Below are 19,436 nucleotides of genomic sequence, written 5' to 3' on the forward strand. Positions count from 1 at the left end.
CCGTCAGATCTCGAGGTTGTCGATCAGCCGCGTCGGGCCGAGCCTTGCCGCGGTGAGCACCACGAGCGGTTCGCCCGCGAGGAATTCTTCCTGCGTCGGCGCCTGGAGGTTGTTGCGCTTGCGGATGGACACGTAGTCGGGCTTCCAGCCACGGTCGGCAAGGCGCCTGACCGCATCCGCTTCCACCTCGGTCAGCGTGACATTGCCGCCCAGCACCGTGTCCCGCACCTCGTGCAGCGTGCGATAGAGCACCGGAGCCTCGGTGCGCTCATCGGCGCTCAGGTAGCGATTGCGCGAGGACAGCGCGAGGCCGTCGTCGGCGCGCACGGTTTCCGCGGGCACGATATCGATCGGCAGCGCGAACTGCTGCACCATGCGGCGCACGATCATCAGCTGCTGGTAGTCCTTCTTGCCGAACACGGCCACGCGCGGCTGCGCGCACGAGAACAGCTTCATCACCACGGTGCAGACGCCCTTGAAGAAACCGGGGCGGAACTCGCCTTCGAGGATGTCGCCGAGGTCGTGCGGCGGCTCCACGCGATATTCCTGCGGCACGGGATACATGTCGGATTCGGTCGGTGCAAACAGCACGTACACACCTTCCTTCTGCAACTTCTCGATATCGTCCTGCAGCGTGCGCGGATATTTGTCGAAGTCCTCGTTCGGGCCGAACTGCAGGCGGTTCACGAAGATCGATGCCACGACCGGATCGCCATGCTGGCGCGCCAGCCGCATCAGCGACAGGTGGCCCTCATGGAGGTTGCCCATGGTCGGCACGAACGCCACGCGATTCTGCCCGCGCAACTGGTCCCGCAGCTCTTGAACGGAGGAAATGACTTTCATGAATATCGTGTGCTGTCGTGATGGAAGCCCGGGAGAGCGGGCGCGCCGGCCCGGTGCATTGCCAGGCGGCTGTCGGCGGATTGTAGAACATGCGGGGCGCCGCCGGACATCGGATGGTCGCGAATGCGGCCTGGGGCAGCGCGATTTCAGGTCGGCGTGTACGCCAATCGCACATAAATTGGCGCGAACGGCTCGGCCTGCGTGATCTCGACCAGCGACTCGCGCGACAGTTCGAGCATGGCGATGAAGTTCACGACGACCACGGGCACGCCCTTGCCGGAGCGGATCGCTTCGTCGAACAGCTCCGTGAATTCCATGAAGCGCGCATGCTGGAGCCGGCGCAGGATCTGGCTCATATGCTCGCGCACGGACAGTTCCTCGCGCGAGATCTTGTGGTGCTGGTTCAGCTTGGCGCGCTTGAGCACGTCGGCCCAGGCCGACTGCAGGTCGATCGTCTCGACCTCGGGGAAGCGAGGCGCCAGGCTCTGCTCGATGAAGACCTGCGTGCGCAGGAAGTCGCGGCCGAGCTGCGGCACGTGGTCGAGGCGCTGCGCGGCGAGCTTCATCTGCTCGTATTCCAGCAGGCGGCGCACGAGTTCCGCGCGCGGATCCTCGGCTTCCTCGTCGCTGTCGGCCTTCTTGACCGGCAGCAGCATGCGCGACTTGATCTCGATGAGCATCGCGGCCATGAGCAGATACTCGGCGGCGAGTTCGAGGTTGGTCTTGCGGATCTCGTCGACGTACAGAAGATACTGCCGCGTCACCTGGGACATCGGGATGTCCAGGACGTTGAAGTTCTGCTTGCGGATCAGGTACAGCAACAGGTCGAGCGGACCTTCGAATGCCTCGAGAAAGATCTCGAGCGCATCGGGCGGGATGTAGAGGTCCTGCGGCAGCTTGAACAGCGGCTCGCCATAGAGGCGCGCGAACGCGAGCCCATCGACCATCTCGGCCGGGCCCGACGTGCCGCCGGAACCGGGAGCCACGCTGGGCAGCTCCACCGGCAGGGTCAGCTTTTCCTGAGACAACTCAGTTGTCGAGCGAGTAGACGTACGGCTTCTGCGCCACGCGCGAGTCGGCGGCGCGCTCGCGCTCGTCGAGGTCGATCGGCGCCTTGTCCCACAGCAGGGAGCGGCCTTCACGCTGTTCCGACTCGAGCGCCGGGCGCTCCTGCTTGAGGGTCTTGAGGAACTGGGTGATGTCCGATTCGTACATGGCCATGATGAAACCTGTGCCCGACGGGGCGAGTTGGTGTGGGTGGGGCTGGATTTTACCGTATCGGCGACGATCGCTGACGAAATTGCGCGGAATCGGGTCCGCGCGCGCGCCTTCGCCCCGAAAGCCGCCTCCATGGCCGATTTCTCGCAGTCGCGGGACGCCGGGTGTGGTCAAATAGCGACTTCGCTGGTTCGAACTGACGGATGACGAGAGACCGGGGCCGCCGCGCCGCCACGACCCTTCTTCTGCGCTTGTCGCGGCGCCCCCCGCCCGTGTTCCGGTTCGCGTGCGCGCCGTCGTGTGCGTTGGCGTGCGCGTTGTCATTGGCGTGCGTGTTGTACGCGGCGCCGGCCGCCGCGACCTACAAGGTCGTGGTGGACGCCCCGAAGCCGCTCGAGGACATGCTCAAGGAGCATCTGGACCTCGCGCGGTACGCCAGCCGCACGGACCTGTCCGACGACCAGTTCAAGTACATGGTGGAAACCGTGGGCGACCAGGTGCGCCAGTTCGCATCCACGGAAGGCTGGTTCGATCCGACCACGACCGCGCGCGTGGAAGGCGAGGGCGACGGTCGCGTGGTCCACCTGACCGTCGATGCCGGCGCGCGCACGCTGATCCGCAGCGTCGATGTGTCGGTTTCCGGCCCCGCGGCCACGCAGTCGCCCGAGCAGGTGGCCGAGATGCGGGCCAAATGGGGCCTGCCCGTCGGCGACCCGTTCCGGCAGGAAGACTGGGACAAGGCCAAGGACAACGCGCTGCTCACGCTGCAGAGCAAGAGCTACTACGGCGCGAAGCTCGCGTCGTCGCGCGCGCGCGTGGAGGCGGACGAGCATGCGGCAGACCTCACCGCGAAGTACGACAGCGGGCCGGCCTATATCCTCGGCCCGGTCAAGATCTCGGGCACGCGCCGCTATCCCGAGCAGATCATCCGCAACGTGAACCCGCTGTCGGTCGGCGAGCCCTATCGCGTGGAGCGGCTGCTCGAACTGCAGCGCGCGATCCAGAACCAGCCGTACTTTTCGAACGCGCAGGTAGACCTCGAGGAACCGGGTCCGGACGCGGCCGCGAGCGATACCGTGATCGCGCCCGTGAGCGTGCGCGTGCGGGAGTATCCGGTACACCGGCTCACGTCCGGTGTCGGCTTCACGACCGACACGGGTGCGCAGGTGGAAGGCCGCTATTCGTACTACAACCTGTTCAACCGCGCGTGGGTGTTCGACTCGCAGGCGCGGATCGAGCAGAAGCGCCAGTATGCGTTCCTCGAGACGGCGATGCCGCCGGACTCGCATACCTACCGCAACAGCCTGTACGGGAGCTACGAGCGCACGATCGACATCGAGAGCACGGACCTGACGAGCTGGCGCACGGGCCTCAAGCGTTCGCGCTCGCGCGAGAAATACGACACCACGTTCTCGCTCGATTTCTACTACGACAACCTCGTCCCGTACGGGCAGGACGCGCAGATCTCGAAGGCGCTGGTGCCCGCCTTCGCATGGACGCGCCGCGATGTGGACAACCCCGTGTTCCCGCGCCGCGGCAACGTCATCAATACGCAGGTCGGCGTGGCGACCAAGAACATCCTGTCCGATGCGACGTTTCTGCGGCTCTATGGACGCATTCGCCAGTACGTGCCCGTGGGCACGCGCGATCTTTTCATCGCGCGGCTTGAACTCGGCGCGGACCTGACCTCGTCCGATCCGGCCAAGATCCCGGCCTCGCTGCGGTTCCGCGCGGGCGGCACCGACTCGATCCGCGGCTACAGCTACCAGTCGATCGGCACGCCGGACGGCGCGAGCGTGCTGCCCGCGCGCTACCTCGGCACCGGCAGCCTCGAGTATCAGTACTGGTTCAAGCCGGACTGGGGCGTGGCGGTATTCTGGGATGTGGGCACCGCGACCAACTCGATCCAGGGCATCACGCTGTACAACGGCGTGGGTGTCGGCGCGCGCTGGCGAAGTCCCGTGGGGCCGCTGCAGCTCGACCTCGGCTACGGCATCCAGCAGAACCAGTTCCGGCCGCATATCTCGCTGGGGGTGGCGTTCTGATGAACAGACCGGACATGCCCCCCATGCCGCGCCCGGACGACGACGCGCCGCGCCCCGCGCGCCAGCCGCGCCGACGGGCATCGCGCATCTTGCGCGTGTTCGCGTGGATCGGCGCGGTCATCGCGCTGCTGGTGGTCCTGCTGATCGGCGCCGTCGTGCTCGCGCTGCGCACCGAGGGCGGCACGCGGCAGCTCTGGTCGGTGGCCACGCGGCTCTCCGCCGGCATGCTCGCGGGCGAGTTCGAAGGCGGCACCGTGGCCACGGGCCTCCGCCTGCGCAACGTGGTGTATGCGAGCGGCGAGGGCGATACCGCCACGCGCGTGGCCATCGATCGCATCGACGGCACGTGGTCGTTCGCATGGTCGCCGGCACGGCTGCATGTGCAGGACCTGCGTATCGGCAATGTCGACGCGAAGCTGCCGCCGGCGGCGCCCGATCAGGCGGACCGCGCACCGGCGCGCATGCCGGACTCGCTGTCGCTGCCGCTGGCCATCGATATCGACACGCTGACGCTCGCGCAGCTGTCGCTGGTCCAGGGCAATGCGCCGACGGCCACGCCGCTGGTCTTCAAGGCGCTGGCCGCGGCGCTGCATTCCGATGGCACGAACCATCGGCTGACCGTCGATCGGCTCGTCACGCCCTACGGCACGCTGCAGGCCAATGCGCAACTGGCCGGGCCAAAGCCGTATCCGCTCACGGCGGAAGCGCTGCTCGAAGGGCAGTGGCAGAAGGAAACGTTCGCGCTGTCCGCCAACGTGTCCGGCTCGCTCGACGCGCTGCGCGCGCAGGTGGAGGCGACCGGCGACCGGATTCGCGGCCGCGCCACGGCCGACCTCACGCCGTTCGGCGCGGTACCGTTCACGCATCTGCTCGTCGATGGCGAGCGCATCAATCCGCGCCTGTTCAGCCCCGGCGCGCCGCAGGCCAACCTGACCGTGCACGCGGAGCTGCGCCCCGTGGAGGCGGTGGCGCCGCCGCCCGTGATCGCACGGCCGCAGCCGGGCCAGACCGCGGCGAGTGCCGTGGCGGAGGCTTCGGCGGCGTCGGCCTCCGCGCCGGTGCCGACACCGGCGACCCCCGCGCCCGGCACGCCGCCGCTGGCCGTGGCGGGCGAGATCACGGTGCGCAATCTCGAGCCCGGTCCGATCGACAAGGAACGGCTGCCCGTGGAATCCGTGCACGCGCGCGTGGAGGTCAGCGAGGCCGCGCAGAGCGTGCGGGACCTGCGCATCGCGCTGTCGGGCAAGGGCGAGATTCTGGGGCAGGGCATGCTGCGCGACGGCCGCGGCGGCTTCGACCTCGACGTGCGCCGGCTCGACGTGGCCGCGCTGCATACCGCGCTCGTGCCCACGCGGCTCGCGGGCCCGGTGATCCTGCGGCTCGAGCCGGGCCGCCAGAGCGTGGCCCTCGATCTCGCGGGCGGCGAGCTCAAGCTGTTTGCCGATGCGCGCGTCGATGAGGATGCGGTCACGCTGACGTCCCTGCGCGCGGGCATCGGCGCGGGCACGCTGACCGCCGACGGCAAGCTCGCGCTCAAGGAGGAGCAGGCCTTCCAGTTCAAGGGCAAGCTCGCGAACTTCGATCCCGCGCGCGTTGCCAAGGTGGCGCCGGGCCGCATCAACGCGGACTTCTCCACCACGGGCTCGCTGGCCGCGGGGGCGAACAAGGACGCGCTGCGCGTGGCCGTGGATTTCGCGCTGCGCGAAAGCGAGTATGCGGGGCTGCCGATGACGGGCAACGGCAAGATCCGGCTCGAAGGCGAACGGCTGCTGCCGAGCGAGGCGTCGCTGAGCATGGCCGGCAACCAGGTGGACCTGCGCGGGAGCTTCGGCGCGCGCGGCGACCGCCTCAGGGTCGCGATCGACGCGCCGCAGCTGGACCGCCTCAAGTTCGGCGTGGCCGGCCGCGCGAAGGTCGATGCCGACATCACGGGGACGATGCGGCGGCCCGAGATCGTCGGCGATTACAGCGCGCAGGGTCTCGTGTTTGGCCCCCACAAGCTCGCGAGTGCCAGCGGCCACGCCGAACTGCGCGGCGGCCTCGACGGCACGCTGTCCGCGCAGCTGACCGCGCGCGACTATCAGGGGCCCGACGCGGTCATCCGCACGCTCGACGCGAACCTTGCGGGCACGCAGGCCAATCACACGTTCGAGGCGAAGGCAGCCGGCACCGTGCGGCGCCGGCAGGTGCAGCTGAACGTGGCGGGGCAGGGTGCATGGCAGGGCAGCGATCGAAACGGCGGGGGCTGGAATGGCACGATCCGCACGCTCGAGGAGCGCGGCGCGGTCAATCTGCGCCTGACCGCGCCCACCACGCTGCTGGTGGCGGACCAGCATATCAAGGTCGGCGCGGCGCGCTTCGCGTTCGATAACGCCGCGCTGGCCATCGACGGGCTCGACTGGGACCACGGCCGCATCCGCACCGCGGGGTCGCTCGATGGCGTGCGCGTGGCGCATGTGCTCGAACTCGTCGAACTGTTCAGCGGCGAGGCGCCGCCCGTGCGCTCGGACCTCGTGCTCGACGGCAAGTGGAACCTCACGCTCGCCGAGACGGCCTCGGGGTTTGCGGAAATCCGCCGGCGGTCGGGCGATGCCTCGATCAATGCGGGCCGGGGATGGACCACGCTCGGCCTCGGCGAGACGCAGCTGCGCGCCGATATCGCCGGCAATCGCGTCACGCTGCGCGGCGGCACCGTGGCCGAGCGCATCGGACGCATCGTCGTCGATGCGTCGGCGGGCCTCGTGACCGAGCAGGGCCTGCAGAACGTCGGCCCCGCGTCCACGCTCGATGGCACCGTGGCGTTCGATATCCCGAGGCTCAAGTCGCTCGAGGCGTTCACGGGGCCGCAGTACGCGCTCGAAGGCAAGCTCGCCGCGAATATCAAGCTCGCTGGCACCGTGGGCAAGCCGCTGCTGACGGGGAATGTCGATGGCAGCGGCATCGGCGTGACGCTTTACGACCTCGGCATCCGCCTGACCGACGGCATCGTGCAGGTCGTGCTCGACCAGAACACCGTGGAACTCAGGCAGGTGCGTTTCCGCGGCGGCGACGGCACGCTGACGGCGACGGGCGCGATCAAGCTCGGCGAGTCCGATCCGAACCTCACGGGCAAGATCGTCGCGGACAAGCTGCAGCTGTTCGCGAGCCCCGAGCGCACGCTCATCGTGTCGGGCGAGGCCGGTATCGCCAACGAGGACCGCAAGCTGGCGATTCGCGGCAAGTTCCGCGTCGATCGCGGGCTGTTCGACCTGCCTAAGGCCGGGGCGCCGGAACTCGGCGACGATGTGGTGGTGATCCGCCGCAGCGACCAGCGCGAATTGCCGACCGCCAGTGCGCCGGTGCCCGAGGACAAGCCCACGAGCCAGTTCAGCCCGGTGATCGACCTCACGATCGATCTCGGCAACAACTTCCGCTTCCGGGGCGCGGGCGCGGACCTGCTGCTCGCGGGACAGCTCGGCATTGCCAGCGCGCCGCTCACGCCGCTGCGCGCGACGGGAACGGTGCGCGTGGTCGATGGCACGTACGAGGCCTTCGGCCGCAAGCTCAATATCGAACGCGGCATCGTGAACTTCAACGGGCCCATCGGCAATCCGAACATCAATATCCGCGCGATGCGCCGCAATCAGGAGGTGGAGGCGGGCGTCGAGGTGACGGGCACCGTGCGGTTGCCGCGCGTGCGGCTGGTGTCCGAGCCCAACGTGCCCGACGAAGACAAGCTCTCGTGGCTGATGTTCGGCTACGGCGCGGAGAGCGCGGGCGCGGGACAGCAGCGGCAGCTGAGCGGCGGGGCGCTCGGGGGCGCGGCGCTCGGCATGATCGGCGCGCGCGCGGGCAAGGGCATCGTCCAGCATTTCGGCATCGACGAGTTCTCGATCGGGCCGAGTACCGCGGGCCTGAACGACCAGCAGGTGGTCAGCGTGGGCAAGGCCGTGACCGAGCAGATTTCGGTCGGCTACGAGCAGAGCCTGACGTCGGCGTCCAATATCGTCAAGCTGACGTGGGCGTTCTCGCGGCGGTGGTCGCTGATTGCCAAGGGCGGGTCGATCAACGGGCTATCGGTGCTGTTCAACCGCCGGTTCAACAACTGGAGTAGTCTGTTCGCGGGGAGCACCAACCGGCGGACGACCGATGTCGATCCGGATCTGTCGCCCGACGGCCGGCCGGCCAGCGAGCCCGCCGGCGATCCGGTCGAAGCCATCAAGCGTTGAGCGGTGGATGCCGCCCCTCTGGAGACGACATGCGAAACCCTGACGCGTCTGCCCGACGCCTTGCCGCCATGGGAATGATTGCTGCCTTGCTGGCGCTGGTCGGATGCGACCAGCAGAAGGTCGATGAAGCGATGAAGAAGGCCGGCGATACCGCGCGTGGCGTGTGGAACAGCGTCAAGCCGGACAGCCAGCTGTTCAAGGGCATCGAGATCGGCCGCTCGACCGAGGACGATATCCGCCGGCAGGCGGGCAAGCCCGAGATCGTATGGGAGGAATCGGACGGCGGACGCCGGCTCGAGTATCCGCGCGGGCCCGAGGGGGCCACCACGTGGATGGTGACGATCGGGCCGGACAATACCGTAAGAAAGATCGAACAGGTCCTGACGGCCGAGAACTTCGCGCGGGTGCGGCCCGGGATGACACAGGACGCGATACGCCGCCTGCTCGGCAAGCCGACAAAGATCGAGAAGTTCGCGTTGAAGCAGGAAGAGGTCTGGGGCTACCGCTGGTACGAGACGCCCAACGACCGGGCGTTCTTCAACGTGCATTTCGACCCGCAGGGGACGGTAACGACGACGTCTCGCAGCGACGATCCGTCGCGGCGGCAGGGCGGCTGAGGGCGATCGAGGGCGATCGAGGGCGATCGAGGGCCGGCGCCCCCAACCGTTTTACCCCTTAGCGAATGCGCATGCCCGGGACCGCGCCGTCGTGCGGTTCCAGGATCCACAGGCCCGGATTGGCCTTTTCGTCGGCCGCGCTGGCCGCGAGGACCATGCCCTCGGACACGCCGAACTTCATCTTGCGCGGCGCGAGGTTGGCGACCATCACGGTCAGCTTGCCCACGAGCTGCTCGGGCGAGTAGGCCGACTGGATCCCCGAGAACACGTTGCGCGTCTTGCCTTCGCCGAGATCCAGCGTGAGCTGCAGCAGCTTGTTCGAGCCCTCCACCTTCTGGCAGTCCACGATCTTCGCCACGCGCAGGTCCACCTTGGCGAAGTCGTCGATCGTGATCGTCTCGGCGATCGGCTCGATGGCAGGCGCGCCCGAGGCCGCCGGCGCCGTGGCCTGCAGCGACTCGCGGTTAGCCGCCAGCAGCGCTTCCACCTGCTTGCCATCGACGCGCGTCATCAGGTGCGAGTACGGCTGCACCGGGCGCGACGACGACAGTTGCGTATCGATCGCGCGCCAGTCGAGCGGCGCCACGTTGAGGAAGCGCTCGACGCCGGCCGCCATGGCCGGCAGCACGGGCTTCAGGTACACGGTCAGCAGGCGGAACGCCTCGAGGCACACCGAGCACGCCGCATGCAGGGCCGCGCGCTTCGCCTCGTCCCTGGCGAGTTCCCAGGGCTTCTCGGTATCGACGAACGCGTTCACGGTGTCGGTGAGTTCCATCACGAGGCGCAGCGCCTTGCTGTATTCGCGCGCTTCATAGAGCTGCGCGACCTGCGGCGCGGCTTCGCGTAACTGCAGCAGCAGCGGATGCGCGAGCGCGCCGTCATCGACCTTGCCGTCGAAACGCTTGACGAGGAAACCCGCCGCGCGGCTCGCGATATTGACGTACTTGCCCACGAGGTCGCTGTTCACGCGCGCGATGAAGTCGTCGAGGTTCAGGTCGAGGTCTTCCATGCTCGCGTTGAGCTTGGCCGCGAAGTAATAGCGCAGCCATTCGGGGTTCATGCCCGTGTCGATATAGCTCTGGGCCGTGATGAACGTGCCGCGCGACTTGCTCATCTTGGCGCCATCGACGGTGAGGAAGCCGTGCGCGAACACGTTGGTCGGCGTGCGATGGCCCGAGAAGCGCAGCATCGCGGGCCAGAACAGCGTGTGGAAGTACAGGATGTCCTTGCCGATGAAGTGGTACTGCTCGGCGGTCGAATGGGGGCCTACCCAGGCGTCGAAGTCGATGCCGCGCTGCTCGCAGAGGTTCTTGAAGCTCGCGTAGTAGCCGATCGGCGCGTCGAGCCACACGTAGAAGTACTTGCCGGGCGCGCCCGGAATCTCGAAGCCGAAATAGGGGGCGTCGCGCGAGATATCCCAGTCGGAGAGCGTCGAGGCCTCGCCGTCGCCACCGAGCCACTCCTGCATCTTGTTGGTGGCCTCGGGCTGCGCGAGATCGGCGACCCATTCGCGCAGGAACGTCTCGCAGCGCGGGTCCGACAGCTTGAAGAAGTAGTGCGTCGAGGACTTGCGCACGGGCGTGGCGCCCGAGACGGTCGAATACGGGTTGATCAGGTCGGTCGGCGCGTACGTCGTGCCGCACACCTCGCACGAATCGCCGTACTGGTCCTTCGCGTGGCACTTGGGGCATTCGCCCTTGATGAAGCGGTCCGGCAGGAACATTTCCTTGACCGGATCGTAGAACTGCTCGACGTCGCGCGCGTCGATCAGGTTCTCGGCCTTCAGCGCGAGGTAGATCTTCTCGCTCAGCACGCGGTTCTCTTCCGAGTCGGTGCTGTAGTAATTGTCGAAGGACACCAGGAAGCTGTCGAAATCGCGCTTGTGCTCGGCCCAGACGCGGTCGATCAGCTGCTTCGGGGTGATGCCTTCCTTCTCCGCCCGCAGCATGACCGGCGTGCCGTGCGTGTCGTCGGCGCCGACGTAGTAGACCTCGTTGCCCATCATGCGCTGGAAGCGGACCCAGATGTCGGTCTGGATGTACTCCACCAGGTGGCCGATATGGATCTGGCCGTTGGCGTAGGGGAGGGCTGACGTGACGAGGATGCGACGGGCGGTCATAGGGGAGCCGATGGGTGATGCAGAGAGGGGAAACGGCTATTTTAGCGGAAGCGCCGACGCTGGCGGATTTGAGCGCCGGGCAAAAAAAAAAGCGCCGGTCGATACCGGCGCAGCTTTCCACAACGGAAAAGGAGGAGAAATCAGGCACCGCCCGGGAGGTCAGCCACCTATCGCGAGCCAGCAATCGGTAGCAAGCGGCACCTGAACTCTATGACTCCGTTATCCCTGAATTGGTTTCAAAAATATTTCGACCCGGCGATTCTGGGCGCGTCCGGCCTCGGTGGCGTTGTCCGCCACGGGCTGCGTCTGGCCCCGGCCCTCGGCCGTCAGGCGGTTGCGCGCGACGCCGCGGTCACCCAGGTAGGACGCCACGCTCTGCGCCCGGCGCTGCGAAAGCTGCATGTTGTACTGGGCGTTGCCGGTGCTGTCCGTATGGCCCACGACATTGGCCGACACGTCCTGATGCTGGCCCAGCGTCTGCGCCACCTGATCCAGCACGCTGCGGAACGACGGCTTGATCGAGGCGCTGTCCGTATCGAACGTCACCTGGCTCGGAATGTTCACCTTGAGCGAGCCGTCCGGCTGCTCGGTGATCTGCGTGCCGGTACCGGCCGTATCCTTGTTGAGCTTGCCCCGGATCGCGTTCCAGTTGTAGCCCGTCGCGCCGCCCAGGGCGCCGCCCACGGCCGCGCCGACCAGCGTGCCGGTGGTATTGCCGCCAATCAGGTTGCCGAGACCGGCACCGACCGCGGCACCCACACCGGTGCCCACCGCGGTATGGGTCTGCTGTTCCGTGGCGCAGCCGGCCACCAGAAGCGTGGCGACCAGCGGAACGATGGCGAACTTCGCGTGCATGCTTTCTCCTTCTGAGATTTCCCTTGAATGTCTTACCGACTGCATACCGCATGGTAACGGGGTTTGTGCAGGTTCGGCTGTCAGCGTTCATCTGTATCGCGCGTACGGAATGCGACGGTGACAGGCGCACTACAATAGGCATATGCCGCGCCGTGCACAAGCGTCAGACTGTGAGAGATGTAAATGTCTGTAATCGCACACTCACTGCTAAGCTGGCGCCTGTGCGGGCACCGCGCGCCTCATACTCGACTAATTCATCCCCCTACAAGCGGAGACCGTCTTGAGCCTCACCACTGAGCAGGTAACCGAAGCCCTGCGTTCCGTCATCGATCCCAACACCGGCCGCGACCTCGTCTCGTCGCGCTCGGCCCGAAATATCCGCGTGGACGGTGCCGACATCTCCCTGGAAGTGGAGCTTGGTTATCCTGGCAAGAGCCAGATCGAGCCGATCCGCCAGCTTGTGATCGGTGCGCTGCGCAAGCTGCCCGGCGTGGGCAACGTGAGCGCGGCGGTGACCATGAAGATCGTCGCGCACGCGGTGCAGCGCGGCGTCAAGCTGCTGCCCGGCGTGAAGAACGTGATCGCGGTCGCGTCCGGCAAGGGCGGCGTGGGCAAATCGACCACGGCCGTGAACCTCGCGCTGGCGCTGGCCGCCGAGGGCGCCCGCGTGGGCATGCTCGACGCCGACATCTACGGGCCGAGCCTGCCGATGATGCTGGGCATCAGCGGCCGGCCGGAATCCACCGACGGCCAGACCATGAGCCCGCTCGAGGGCCACGGCATCCAGGCCAATTCGATCGGCTTCCTGATCGAGCAGGACAATCCGATGGTGTGGCGCGGCCCGATGGTGACGTCGGCGCTGGAGCAACTGCTGCGCCAGACCAACTGGAACGACCTCGACTACCTGATCGTCGATATGCCGCCGGGCACCGGCGATATCCAGCTGACGCTGTCGCAGAAGGTGCCGGTCACGGGGGCCGTGATCGTGACCACGCCGCAGGACATCGCGCTGCTGGACGCCAAGAAGGGCCTCAAGATGTTCGAGAAGGTCGGCATTCCGATTCTCGGCGTGGTCGAGAACATGGCCGTCTACTGCTGCCCGAACTGCGGCCACGTCGAGCATATCTTCGGCGAGGGCGGCGGCGCGCGCATGAGCGCGGAATACCACGTGGACATGCTGGGCAGCCTGCCGCTGAACCTGTCGATCCGCGAACAGGCCGACGCGGGCCGCCCGACCGTCGTGGCCGAGCCGGACGGCGCGATCGCGGCGATCTACCGCGAGGTGGCGCGCAAGGTGGCAATCAAGGTCGCGGACAAGGCGCGCGACATGACCAACAAGTTCCCGAGCATCGTCGTGCAGAACACCTGAGATCCGTGCGAGCTGTGATGCATCTATCACGATATCGCCCATAAGCCAGCGATAAAATCGCGGCCACTTTCACCGTGAGGAGGTTTGGCATGAAACGTGTACTTTTCGGTTTGGCAATCGGCGCGGCAGCCGCGGTCGTCGCGGGCTGCGGCAGCATGGGCGGCGACTCGGGTTCGGGCAGCATGGCGAGCGCGGCGGCCCCGGCGGGCGGCAGCGCAAAGGCCGCAGCCCCGCTGGCCGCCAAGAGCGGCACCAATACCGGGGGCCGCGTCACGTTCGAGCAGCAGTCCGGCGGCACGCTCGTCACGGTGTCCGTCACGGGCCTCGCGCCGGGCTCCGTCCATGGCTTCCATGTCCACGAGAAGGGCGATTGCTCGGCCCCCGACGCGATGAGCGCCGGCGGCCATTTCAACCCGACCGCAAAGCCGCACGGCCAGATGGCGATGGGCGACCATCACGCTGGCGACATGAACAACCTGACCGCCGACGCCAACGGCAACGTGCGCGTGCAGTTCGTGATGAAGGACGTGACCGTGGCGCCGGGCACCGCCAGCGTGGTGGGCCGCGCGGTGGTCGTGCACAAGGATCCGGACGACTACCGGACGCAGCCGACGGGCAACTCGGGCGGCCGTATCGCCTGCGGGGTGGTGGCGGCGATCTGATCGGGGACCGATCGGGTAGCGGGGAGCGGCTGGCGGGCTGGAGCGCCGGCGGGTCGGCGGATCGAGGGCGTTGTTGGCAGATGCCTGTACAATCCCGCCTCATCGCGCGGCAGGGGCCGCCGGCCCTCTTTCACTTCCTATGAGCATCAAGTCCGACAAGTGGATCCGCCGCATGGCGGAGCAGCAAGGCATGATCGAGCCGTTCGAGCCGGGGCAGGTCCGCGAGCAGGACGGCCGCAAGATCGTGTCCTACGGCACGTCCAGCTACGGCTACGACATTCGCTGTGCCGACGAATTCAAGATCTTCACCAATATCAACAGCACCATCGTCGATCCGAAAAACTTCGACGAGAAGTCGTTCGTCGACTTCAAGGGCGATGTCTGCATCATCCCGCCGAACTCGTTCGCGCTGGCCCGCACGATGGAATACTTCCGTATTCCGCGCAGCGTGCTGACGATCTGCCTGGGCAAGAGCACGTATGCCCGCTGCGGCATCATCGTCAACGTGACGCCGTTCGAGCCCGAGTGGGAAGGGTACGTGACGCTCGAGTTCTCCAACACCACGCCGCTGCCCGCCAAGATCTACGCGGGCGAGGGTTGCGCGCAGGTACTGTTCTTCGAGAGCGACGAGGTCTGCGAGACCTCGTACCGCGATCGCGGTGGCAAGTATCAGGGTCAGCACGGCGTCACACTGCCGAAGACCTGATCGCATACAATGCGGCCCGCCTTCAGTCCAATTTTCTTCGAGGACGCCCGATGAAATTCCGCTTTCCCGTCATCATCATCGATGAAGACTTCCGCTCCGAGAACATTTCCGGCTCGGGCATCCGCGCCCTCGCGCAGGCCATCGAGGCCGAGGGCATGGAGGTGATGGGCCTGACCAGCTACGGCGACCTGACGTCGTTCGCGCAGCAGGCCAGCCGGGCGTCCACGTTCATCGTGTCGATCGACGACGACGAGTTCGTGCGGGCCGACGATCAGCCCGAAGCGGCCGCGATCGAGAAGCTGCGCGCGTTCGTCAACGAAGTGCGCCGCCGCAATTCCGATCTGCCGATCTTCCTGTACGGCGAGACCCGCACCTCGCGCCATATCCCGAACGATATCCTGCGCGAGCTGCACGGGTTCATCCACATGTTCGAGGACACGCCGGAATTCGTCGCGCGCCATATCATCCGCGAGGCCAAGGTGTATCTGGACTCGCTGGCGCCGCCGTTCTTCAAGGCGCTGATCGACTACGCGCAGGACAGCTCGTACTCGTGGCACTGCCCGGGTCACTCGGGCGGCGTGGCATTCCTGAAGAGCCCCGTGGGCCAGGTGTTCCACCAGTTCTTCGGCGAGAACATGCTGCGCGCCGACGTCTGCAACGCCGTGGACGAACTGGGCCAGCTGCTCGACCACACGGGTCCGGTTGCCGCATCCGAGCGCAATGCCGCGCGGATCTTCAACTCGGATCACATGTACTTCGTGACCAACGGCACGTCGACGTCGAACAAGATGGTGTGGCACGCGAACGTGGCCCCCGGCGATATCGTCGTGGTGGACCGCAACTGCCACAAGTCGATCCTGCACGCGATCATGATGACCGGCGCGATTCCGGTGTTCCTGATGCCGACGCGCAACCACTACGGCATCATCGGCCCGATTCCGAAGAGCGAGTTCGATCCCGAGACGATTCGCCGCAAGATCGCCGCGCATCCGTTCGCGAGCAAGGCCGCGAATCAGAAGCCGCGCATCCTGACGCTGACGCAGGGCACGTACGACGGCGTGCTGTACAACGCCGAGCAGATCAAGGAAATGCTGACGACCGAGATCGACACGCTGCACTTCGATGAAGCGTGGCTGCCGCATGCGTCGTTCCACGAGTTCTATCACAACATGCACGCGATCGGCCGTGGCCGGCCGCGCAGCAAGGACGCGCTGGTGTTTGCCACGCAGTCCACGCACAAGCTGCTGGCGGGCCTGTCGCAGGCCTCGCAGATCCTCGTGCAGGATTCCGAGACGCGCAAGCTGGACCGCTACCGGTTCAACGAGGCGTACCTGATGCACACCTCGACGAGCCCGCAGTACTCGATCATCGCGTCGTGCGACGTGGCCGCGGCGATGATGGAAGCGCCCGGCGGTACCGCGCTGGTGGAAGAAAGCATTCAGGAAGCACTGGACTTCCGCCGCGCGATGCGCAAGGTGGAAGGCGACTACGTGGCCGACAACGGCGACTGGTGGTTCAAGGTGTGGGGCCCGGACGCGCTGGCCGAGGATGGCATGGCCGACCGCGAGGAGTGGATGCTCAAGGCCAACGAGCGCTGGCACGGCTTCGGCGACCTCGCCGACGGCTTCAACCTGCTCGACCCGATCAAGGCCACGATCATCACGCCGGGGCTGGACGTCGATGGCGAATTCAGCGATCGCGGCATTCCGGCGGCGATCGTCACCAAGTACCTGGCCGAGCACGGCATCATCATCGAGAAGACCGGGCTGTACTCGTTCTTCATCATGTTCACCATCGGCATCACCAAGGGCCGCTGGAACTCGCTGGTGACCGAGCTGCAGCAGTTCAAGGACGACTACGACCAGAACCAGCCGCTCTGGCGCGTGCTGCCCGAGTTCGTGGCGCGCCATCCGCAGTACGAGCGCATGGGCCTGCGCGACCTCTGCGATGCGATCCACAGCGTCTACAAGGCCAACGACGTGGCGCGCGTGACCACCGAGATGTACCTCTCGGACATGGAACCCGCGATGAAGCCGTCCGACGCCTGGGCGATGATGGCGCACCGCGAGATCGAACGCGTGCCCGTGGACGAACTGGAGGGCCGCGTGACCGCGATCCTGCTGACGCCGTATCCGCCGGGCATTCCGCTGCTGATTCCGGGCGAGCGCTTCAACCGCACGATCGTGCAGTACCTGAAGTTCGCGCGCGAGTTCAACAAGCTGTTCCCGGGCTTCGAGACCGATATCCACGGCCTCGTGGAAGACGAGATCGACGGCCAGAAGGCCTACTTCGTGGACTGCGTGAAGCAGTAACCCAGGAAGCTACGCGGCCAACCCGCTTATCGACGCGATCGCCGCGACCGCAGCTAGGGTCGCAGCTCGCGGCGATATTCGAGCGTTGACTCCCACGCCCGCCTATTCGCGTGCAACAGCCGCTGGAAGGTGTCCGCGTTGCCGAGAAAGCGGCCGAAGAACGCGCCGTAGTGCGACGCCGGGGCCGGGCTCGCGTCCAGTGGCCGGCGCACCGGTTCCGGCAGTCTGTCCGCGGTCTGCTCCAGCACGCGCAGGACCTCGCGCAGCGAGTGGCCGCCATCGCGCATCACCATCGTGGCCAGTCCCAGAATCATGTGGTCGATATCCAGCCGCGCCACGGCGCTTGCGGTCGCGGGTTTTGTCGCGGCATCCGCCAGGAAATGCAGCAGGAGATTGGTCGTTCCCGACGAGCCCCAGACACTGGGGCGTCCGGTCCGCAGCGCGGTATCGATCTCCGTCGTGCGCGCGCCGAAATCGGTCACGCTGGACAACACACCGCGCACGTCCTCCTTGTCGTCGTAGTTCACGAAGTTCGGGGAGATCTGATGGCGCATCAGTAGCCCGACATCCGGTCCTTCCTTGAAGCTGTCGTCCGGGAATTTCGCCGGTCCCCGCTCGTCGAGCAGCCGGTCGTAATTCTCGTCCGAGGCGTCCTTCCATGTCGCGACGTCCGGGACCTCGTCCTGCATGGCTGCCAGCACGCGGCAGGCGACGAGGTACGTGGCCATGCAGGACACCCCGTCCCTGACGGTGCGGTTCAGGAACGCTCTCAGCGCCATGGCGTCGTCCGGGCGCTCGCGCAGCCATGCGGTGGCCATGTCTGCGTCGAGCCAGTGTCCGGGATACGCGCTTTCGATGCGGTTCACCGCGTTTTCCGTGATGGCCTGCTTCTGGGCGGGCGTGCATGTTGCCAGGGCTGCCGACAATAGCCGGCGCAGGTTCGTCGCCGCGTCCAGCATCGCGGGCGACGGATTCTCGGCCAGCGCTTCCGCGAACGCGGATTCCCATCGCCGTCCGTTGACGTTGTCGTGGAGGCGGGTCGCCGCGGGACCCTCGGCACCGTGCGATCGCAATCCCTCGATCTTCTCCCCGATGTCCGTCGCGGCCTGCGCGAGCCGCGGGTCGCCGGTGGCCTGCAGGCCCTGCCGCATCGCCGTCAGGAAGGCGATGGTCGATGCCGTGTCGAGGCGATCGGTCAGCCAGTGCTGCTGGGCGCGCTGGCCAATGAGGGTAAAAGCTTGCTGGTGCCCGGGCGAGCCGCCGGACTCCCTTGCGCCGCGATCCGCGAGATCGACCAGCCAGGCGATGGCTTCGGTAGGCGTGGGTTTCGCCGGCGGGGCATCGACATCATCGTGCTGTGTGGAAAGGCGGCGGTCCTGGGCCAGCAACGGAATGTTGTCGAGCAACGCGACCGCGTGCCCGGCGGTCAGCGGCTCGCCGCTGAAATCCGCCTTGAGGTCCTGCAATTGCTGCGGCGGCAGATCGGTACCGCGGCCGGCCAGCTCGGTCCACGCGTGATCGAACATCTGCATCAATGCCTGCTGCGCAAGCGCTTCGGCCGGTCCGGGGGTATGTGTCAGCCGGCTGGTCATGACGATACCGCCACGGCCATCGAGGTAGGCCGAGAGATAGCTGCCCGGCGCGACGGCGTCCAGAAACGGCAGCAACTGCCCGCGGTTCCCGGGCGTCGGCGGCATGGGCAGCGTGACGGCGGGCGGAGTGGCGTAGCGTGCCAGGCGTGCCTCGATCTTTCCGGCGAGCGCCATCACGTCATTGGCATCGAGCGGCGCGGCATTGGGGCCAAAGCGCGTGAAGTCCTGCTCGGGAAACAGGATGCCGGGCGCATGGTCGTCGGCGTCCGGCAGCGCGCGGATGGCCTGATTCACGACGGCCTGGAGATAGGCTTTCGCTTCCGCGGCGCCGGCGAGCGGCTGTGTACCGGCCTCCGATCCGGCCTCCGATCCGGCCTCCGATCCGGCCTCCGATGCGGCATCCGACGCGGCATCGGGTGCGCTATCGGGTGCCGGTGCGGGTACCCATGCGAGGCGAGGACCCGCGGCGGTCTGCTGCAGGATCAGGTAATGCAACGACGACGACGGCGGGTCGTCGAGCGGGCCCAGCTGGCCGAGCAGGCGTTGCCAGCCACCGTCATCACGCGGCAACGGCGTGGACGACGAACCTTGCGTCGCGGGCTGGGGAAGGCGGCTGCGCGGAACGGGCCGGCGCGCGGCGCGCGGATGGGTGGGGGTCGCCACCGAGGGGGACATCGAGGGCGCCGCGGTACCCGCTTGCGGTGCCGTCCCGCCCGGCATGCCGGGCGGACGGGCGTGGGGGGCGCCATGCCGCCTGTGGTGTCGCGCGGGCGCGCCCGGCGCCGCGGGGTTCGACGTGTCTGGCTCGCCGTAGGCGTCGACGGCGGAGCGGGAAGAGACTTTGGGCATCACGGCTGTGCGATCGATAGTCCGAACGCCGACCATCTTCC

General features: G+C 67.1%; 13 protein-coding genes. 7 read left to right on the forward strand and 6 right to left on the reverse strand.

Annotated features, from left to right (window positions below; all coding sequences use genetic code 11):
• Positions 1 to 3 precede the first annotated feature (3 nt).
• The 3 genes from panC to FOB72_RS01350 form a co-directional block, all read right to left on the reverse strand.
• Positions 4 to 843 carry a pantoate--beta-alanine ligase gene (panC, locus tag FOB72_RS01340; RefSeq protein ID WP_150370892.1) on the reverse strand — a complete coding sequence of 280 codons (840 nt, stop codon included), beginning with the start codon at positions 841 to 843 and terminating at the stop codon, positions 4 to 6.
• A 146-nt stretch (positions 844 to 989) separates the two neighbouring features.
• On the reverse strand, positions 990 to 1,871 hold the full coding sequence (locus FOB72_RS01345; protein ID WP_150370893.1) for a segregation and condensation protein A: 882 nt from the start codon (positions 1,869 to 1,871) through the stop codon (positions 990 to 992).
• Between the two features lies 1 nt (position 1,872).
• Positions 1,873 to 2,064 (reverse strand): DUF3460 family protein, encoded by a 192-nt coding sequence (locus tag FOB72_RS01350; RefSeq protein WP_150370894.1) that lies wholly within the window; start codon positions 2,062 to 2,064, stop codon positions 1,873 to 1,875.
• 200 nt (positions 2,065 to 2,264) lie between these two features.
• On the opposite strand from FOB72_RS01350, the gene FOB72_RS01355 reads away from it, so the two are divergent.
• The 3 genes from FOB72_RS01355 (at position 2,265) to bamE (ending at position 8,931) form a co-directional block, all read left to right on the forward strand.
• Positions 2,265 to 4,106 carry an autotransporter assembly complex protein TamA gene (locus tag FOB72_RS01355; protein WP_150370895.1) on the forward strand — a complete coding sequence of 614 codons (1,842 nt, stop codon included), beginning with the start codon at positions 2,265 to 2,267 and terminating at the stop codon, positions 4,104 to 4,106.
• Positions 4,106 to 8,314: a translocation/assembly module TamB domain-containing protein gene (locus tag FOB72_RS01360; RefSeq protein WP_150370896.1), complete on the forward strand. Its 4,209-nt coding sequence runs from the start codon at positions 4,106 to 4,108 to the stop codon at positions 8,312 to 8,314. The genes FOB72_RS01355 and FOB72_RS01360 overlap by 1 nt, the downstream gene beginning before the upstream one ends.
• A 68-nt stretch (positions 8,315 to 8,382) precedes the next feature.
• On the forward strand, positions 8,383 to 8,931 hold the full coding sequence (gene bamE / locus FOB72_RS01365) for an outer membrane protein assembly factor BamE (RefSeq protein ID WP_150373695.1): 549 nt from the start codon (positions 8,383 to 8,385) through the stop codon (positions 8,929 to 8,931).
• 58 nt (positions 8,932 to 8,989) lie between these two features.
• On the opposite strand, the gene metG is transcribed toward bamE, so the two are convergent.
• Complete coding sequence (gene metG / locus FOB72_RS01370; RefSeq protein WP_150370897.1) at positions 8,990 to 11,050, reverse strand: methionine--tRNA ligase; 2,061 nt, start codon at positions 11,048 to 11,050, stop codon at positions 8,990 to 8,992.
• A 219-nt stretch (positions 11,051 to 11,269) separates the two neighbouring features.
• Complete coding sequence (locus tag FOB72_RS01375) at positions 11,270 to 11,905, reverse strand: OmpA family protein (RefSeq protein ID WP_150370898.1); 636 nt, start codon at positions 11,903 to 11,905, stop codon at positions 11,270 to 11,272.
• Between the two features lie 280 nt (positions 11,906 to 12,185).
• On the opposite strand from FOB72_RS01375, the gene apbC reads away from it, so the two are divergent.
• The 4 genes from apbC to FOB72_RS01395 all read left to right on the forward strand — a co-directional run bounded on the left by apbC (position 12,186) and on the right by FOB72_RS01395 (position 16,954).
• Positions 12,186 to 13,274, forward strand: coding sequence for an iron-sulfur cluster carrier protein ApbC (apbC, locus tag FOB72_RS01380; RefSeq protein WP_150370899.1), 1,089 nt, complete (start codon positions 12,186 to 12,188; stop codon positions 13,272 to 13,274).
• An 89-nt stretch (positions 13,275 to 13,363) separates the two neighbouring features.
• The gene (locus FOB72_RS01385) at positions 13,364 to 13,936 is read left to right on the forward strand and encodes a superoxide dismutase family protein (RefSeq protein WP_150370900.1); all 573 of its coding nucleotides are present in this window, start codon (positions 13,364 to 13,366) and stop codon (positions 13,934 to 13,936) included.
• Positions 13,937 to 14,075: 139 nt separating this feature from the next.
• Entirely contained in the window at positions 14,076 to 14,642 is a 567-nt protein-coding gene (gene dcd, locus FOB72_RS01390) for a dCTP deaminase (protein ID WP_109580308.1), read from the forward strand.
• A gap of 50 nt (positions 14,643 to 14,692) precedes the next feature.
• Positions 14,693 to 16,954 (forward strand): arginine/lysine/ornithine decarboxylase, encoded by a 2,262-nt coding sequence (locus tag FOB72_RS01395; protein WP_150370901.1) that lies wholly within the window; start codon positions 14,693 to 14,695, stop codon positions 16,952 to 16,954.
• A gap of 53 nt (positions 16,955 to 17,007) precedes the next feature.
• On the opposite strand, the gene FOB72_RS01400 is transcribed toward FOB72_RS01395, so the two are convergent.
• A complete protein-coding gene (locus FOB72_RS01400; protein ID WP_150370902.1) occupies positions 17,008 to 19,395 on the reverse strand; it encodes a hypothetical protein in 2,388 nt (795 codons plus the stop codon).
• Between the last annotated feature and the right edge of the window lie 41 nt (positions 19,396 to 19,436).

The sequence above is a fragment of the Cupriavidus pauculus genome (assembly GCF_008693385.1).
GTDB lineage: Bacteria > Pseudomonadota > Gammaproteobacteria > Burkholderiales > Burkholderiaceae > Cupriavidus > Cupriavidus pauculus_D.

What these genes read in the sequence shown, in the direction of transcription:
- FOB72_RS01385 (WP_150370900.1), top strand. Translation starts at nt 13,364, where the DNA reads ATGAAACGTGTACTTTTCGGTTTGGCAATCGGCGCGGCAGCCGCGGTC.
- panC (WP_150370892.1), bottom strand. Translation starts at nt 843, where the DNA reads ATGAAAGTCATTTCCTCCGTTCAAGAGCTGCGGGACCAGTTGCGCGGG.
- FOB72_RS01360 (WP_150370896.1), top strand. Translation starts at nt 4,106, where the DNA reads ATGAACAGACCGGACATGCCCCCCATGCCGCGCCCGGACGACGACGCG.
- FOB72_RS01375 (WP_150370898.1), bottom strand. Translation starts at nt 11,905, where the DNA reads ATGCACGCGAAGTTCGCCATCGTTCCGCTGGTCGCCACGCTTCTGGTG.
- FOB72_RS01355 (WP_150370895.1), top strand. Translation starts at nt 2,265, where the DNA reads ATGACGAGAGACCGGGGCCGCCGCGCCGCCACGACCCTTCTTCTGCGC.
- bamE (WP_150373695.1), top strand. Translation starts at nt 8,383, where the DNA reads ATGGGAATGATTGCTGCCTTGCTGGCGCTGGTCGGATGCGACCAGCAG.
- FOB72_RS01350 (WP_150370894.1), bottom strand. Translation starts at nt 2,064, where the DNA reads ATGGCCATGTACGAATCGGACATCACCCAGTTCCTCAAGACCCTCAAG.
- FOB72_RS01395 (WP_150370901.1), top strand. Translation starts at nt 14,693, where the DNA reads ATGAAATTCCGCTTTCCCGTCATCATCATCGATGAAGACTTCCGCTCC.
- dcd (WP_109580308.1), top strand. Translation starts at nt 14,076, where the DNA reads ATGAGCATCAAGTCCGACAAGTGGATCCGCCGCATGGCGGAGCAGCAA.
- metG (WP_150370897.1), bottom strand. Translation starts at nt 11,050, where the DNA reads ATGACCGCCCGTCGCATCCTCGTCACGTCAGCCCTCCCCTACGCCAAC.
- FOB72_RS01400 (WP_150370902.1), bottom strand. Translation starts at nt 19,395, where the DNA reads ATGCCCAAAGTCTCTTCCCGCTCCGCCGTCGACGCCTACGGCGAGCCA.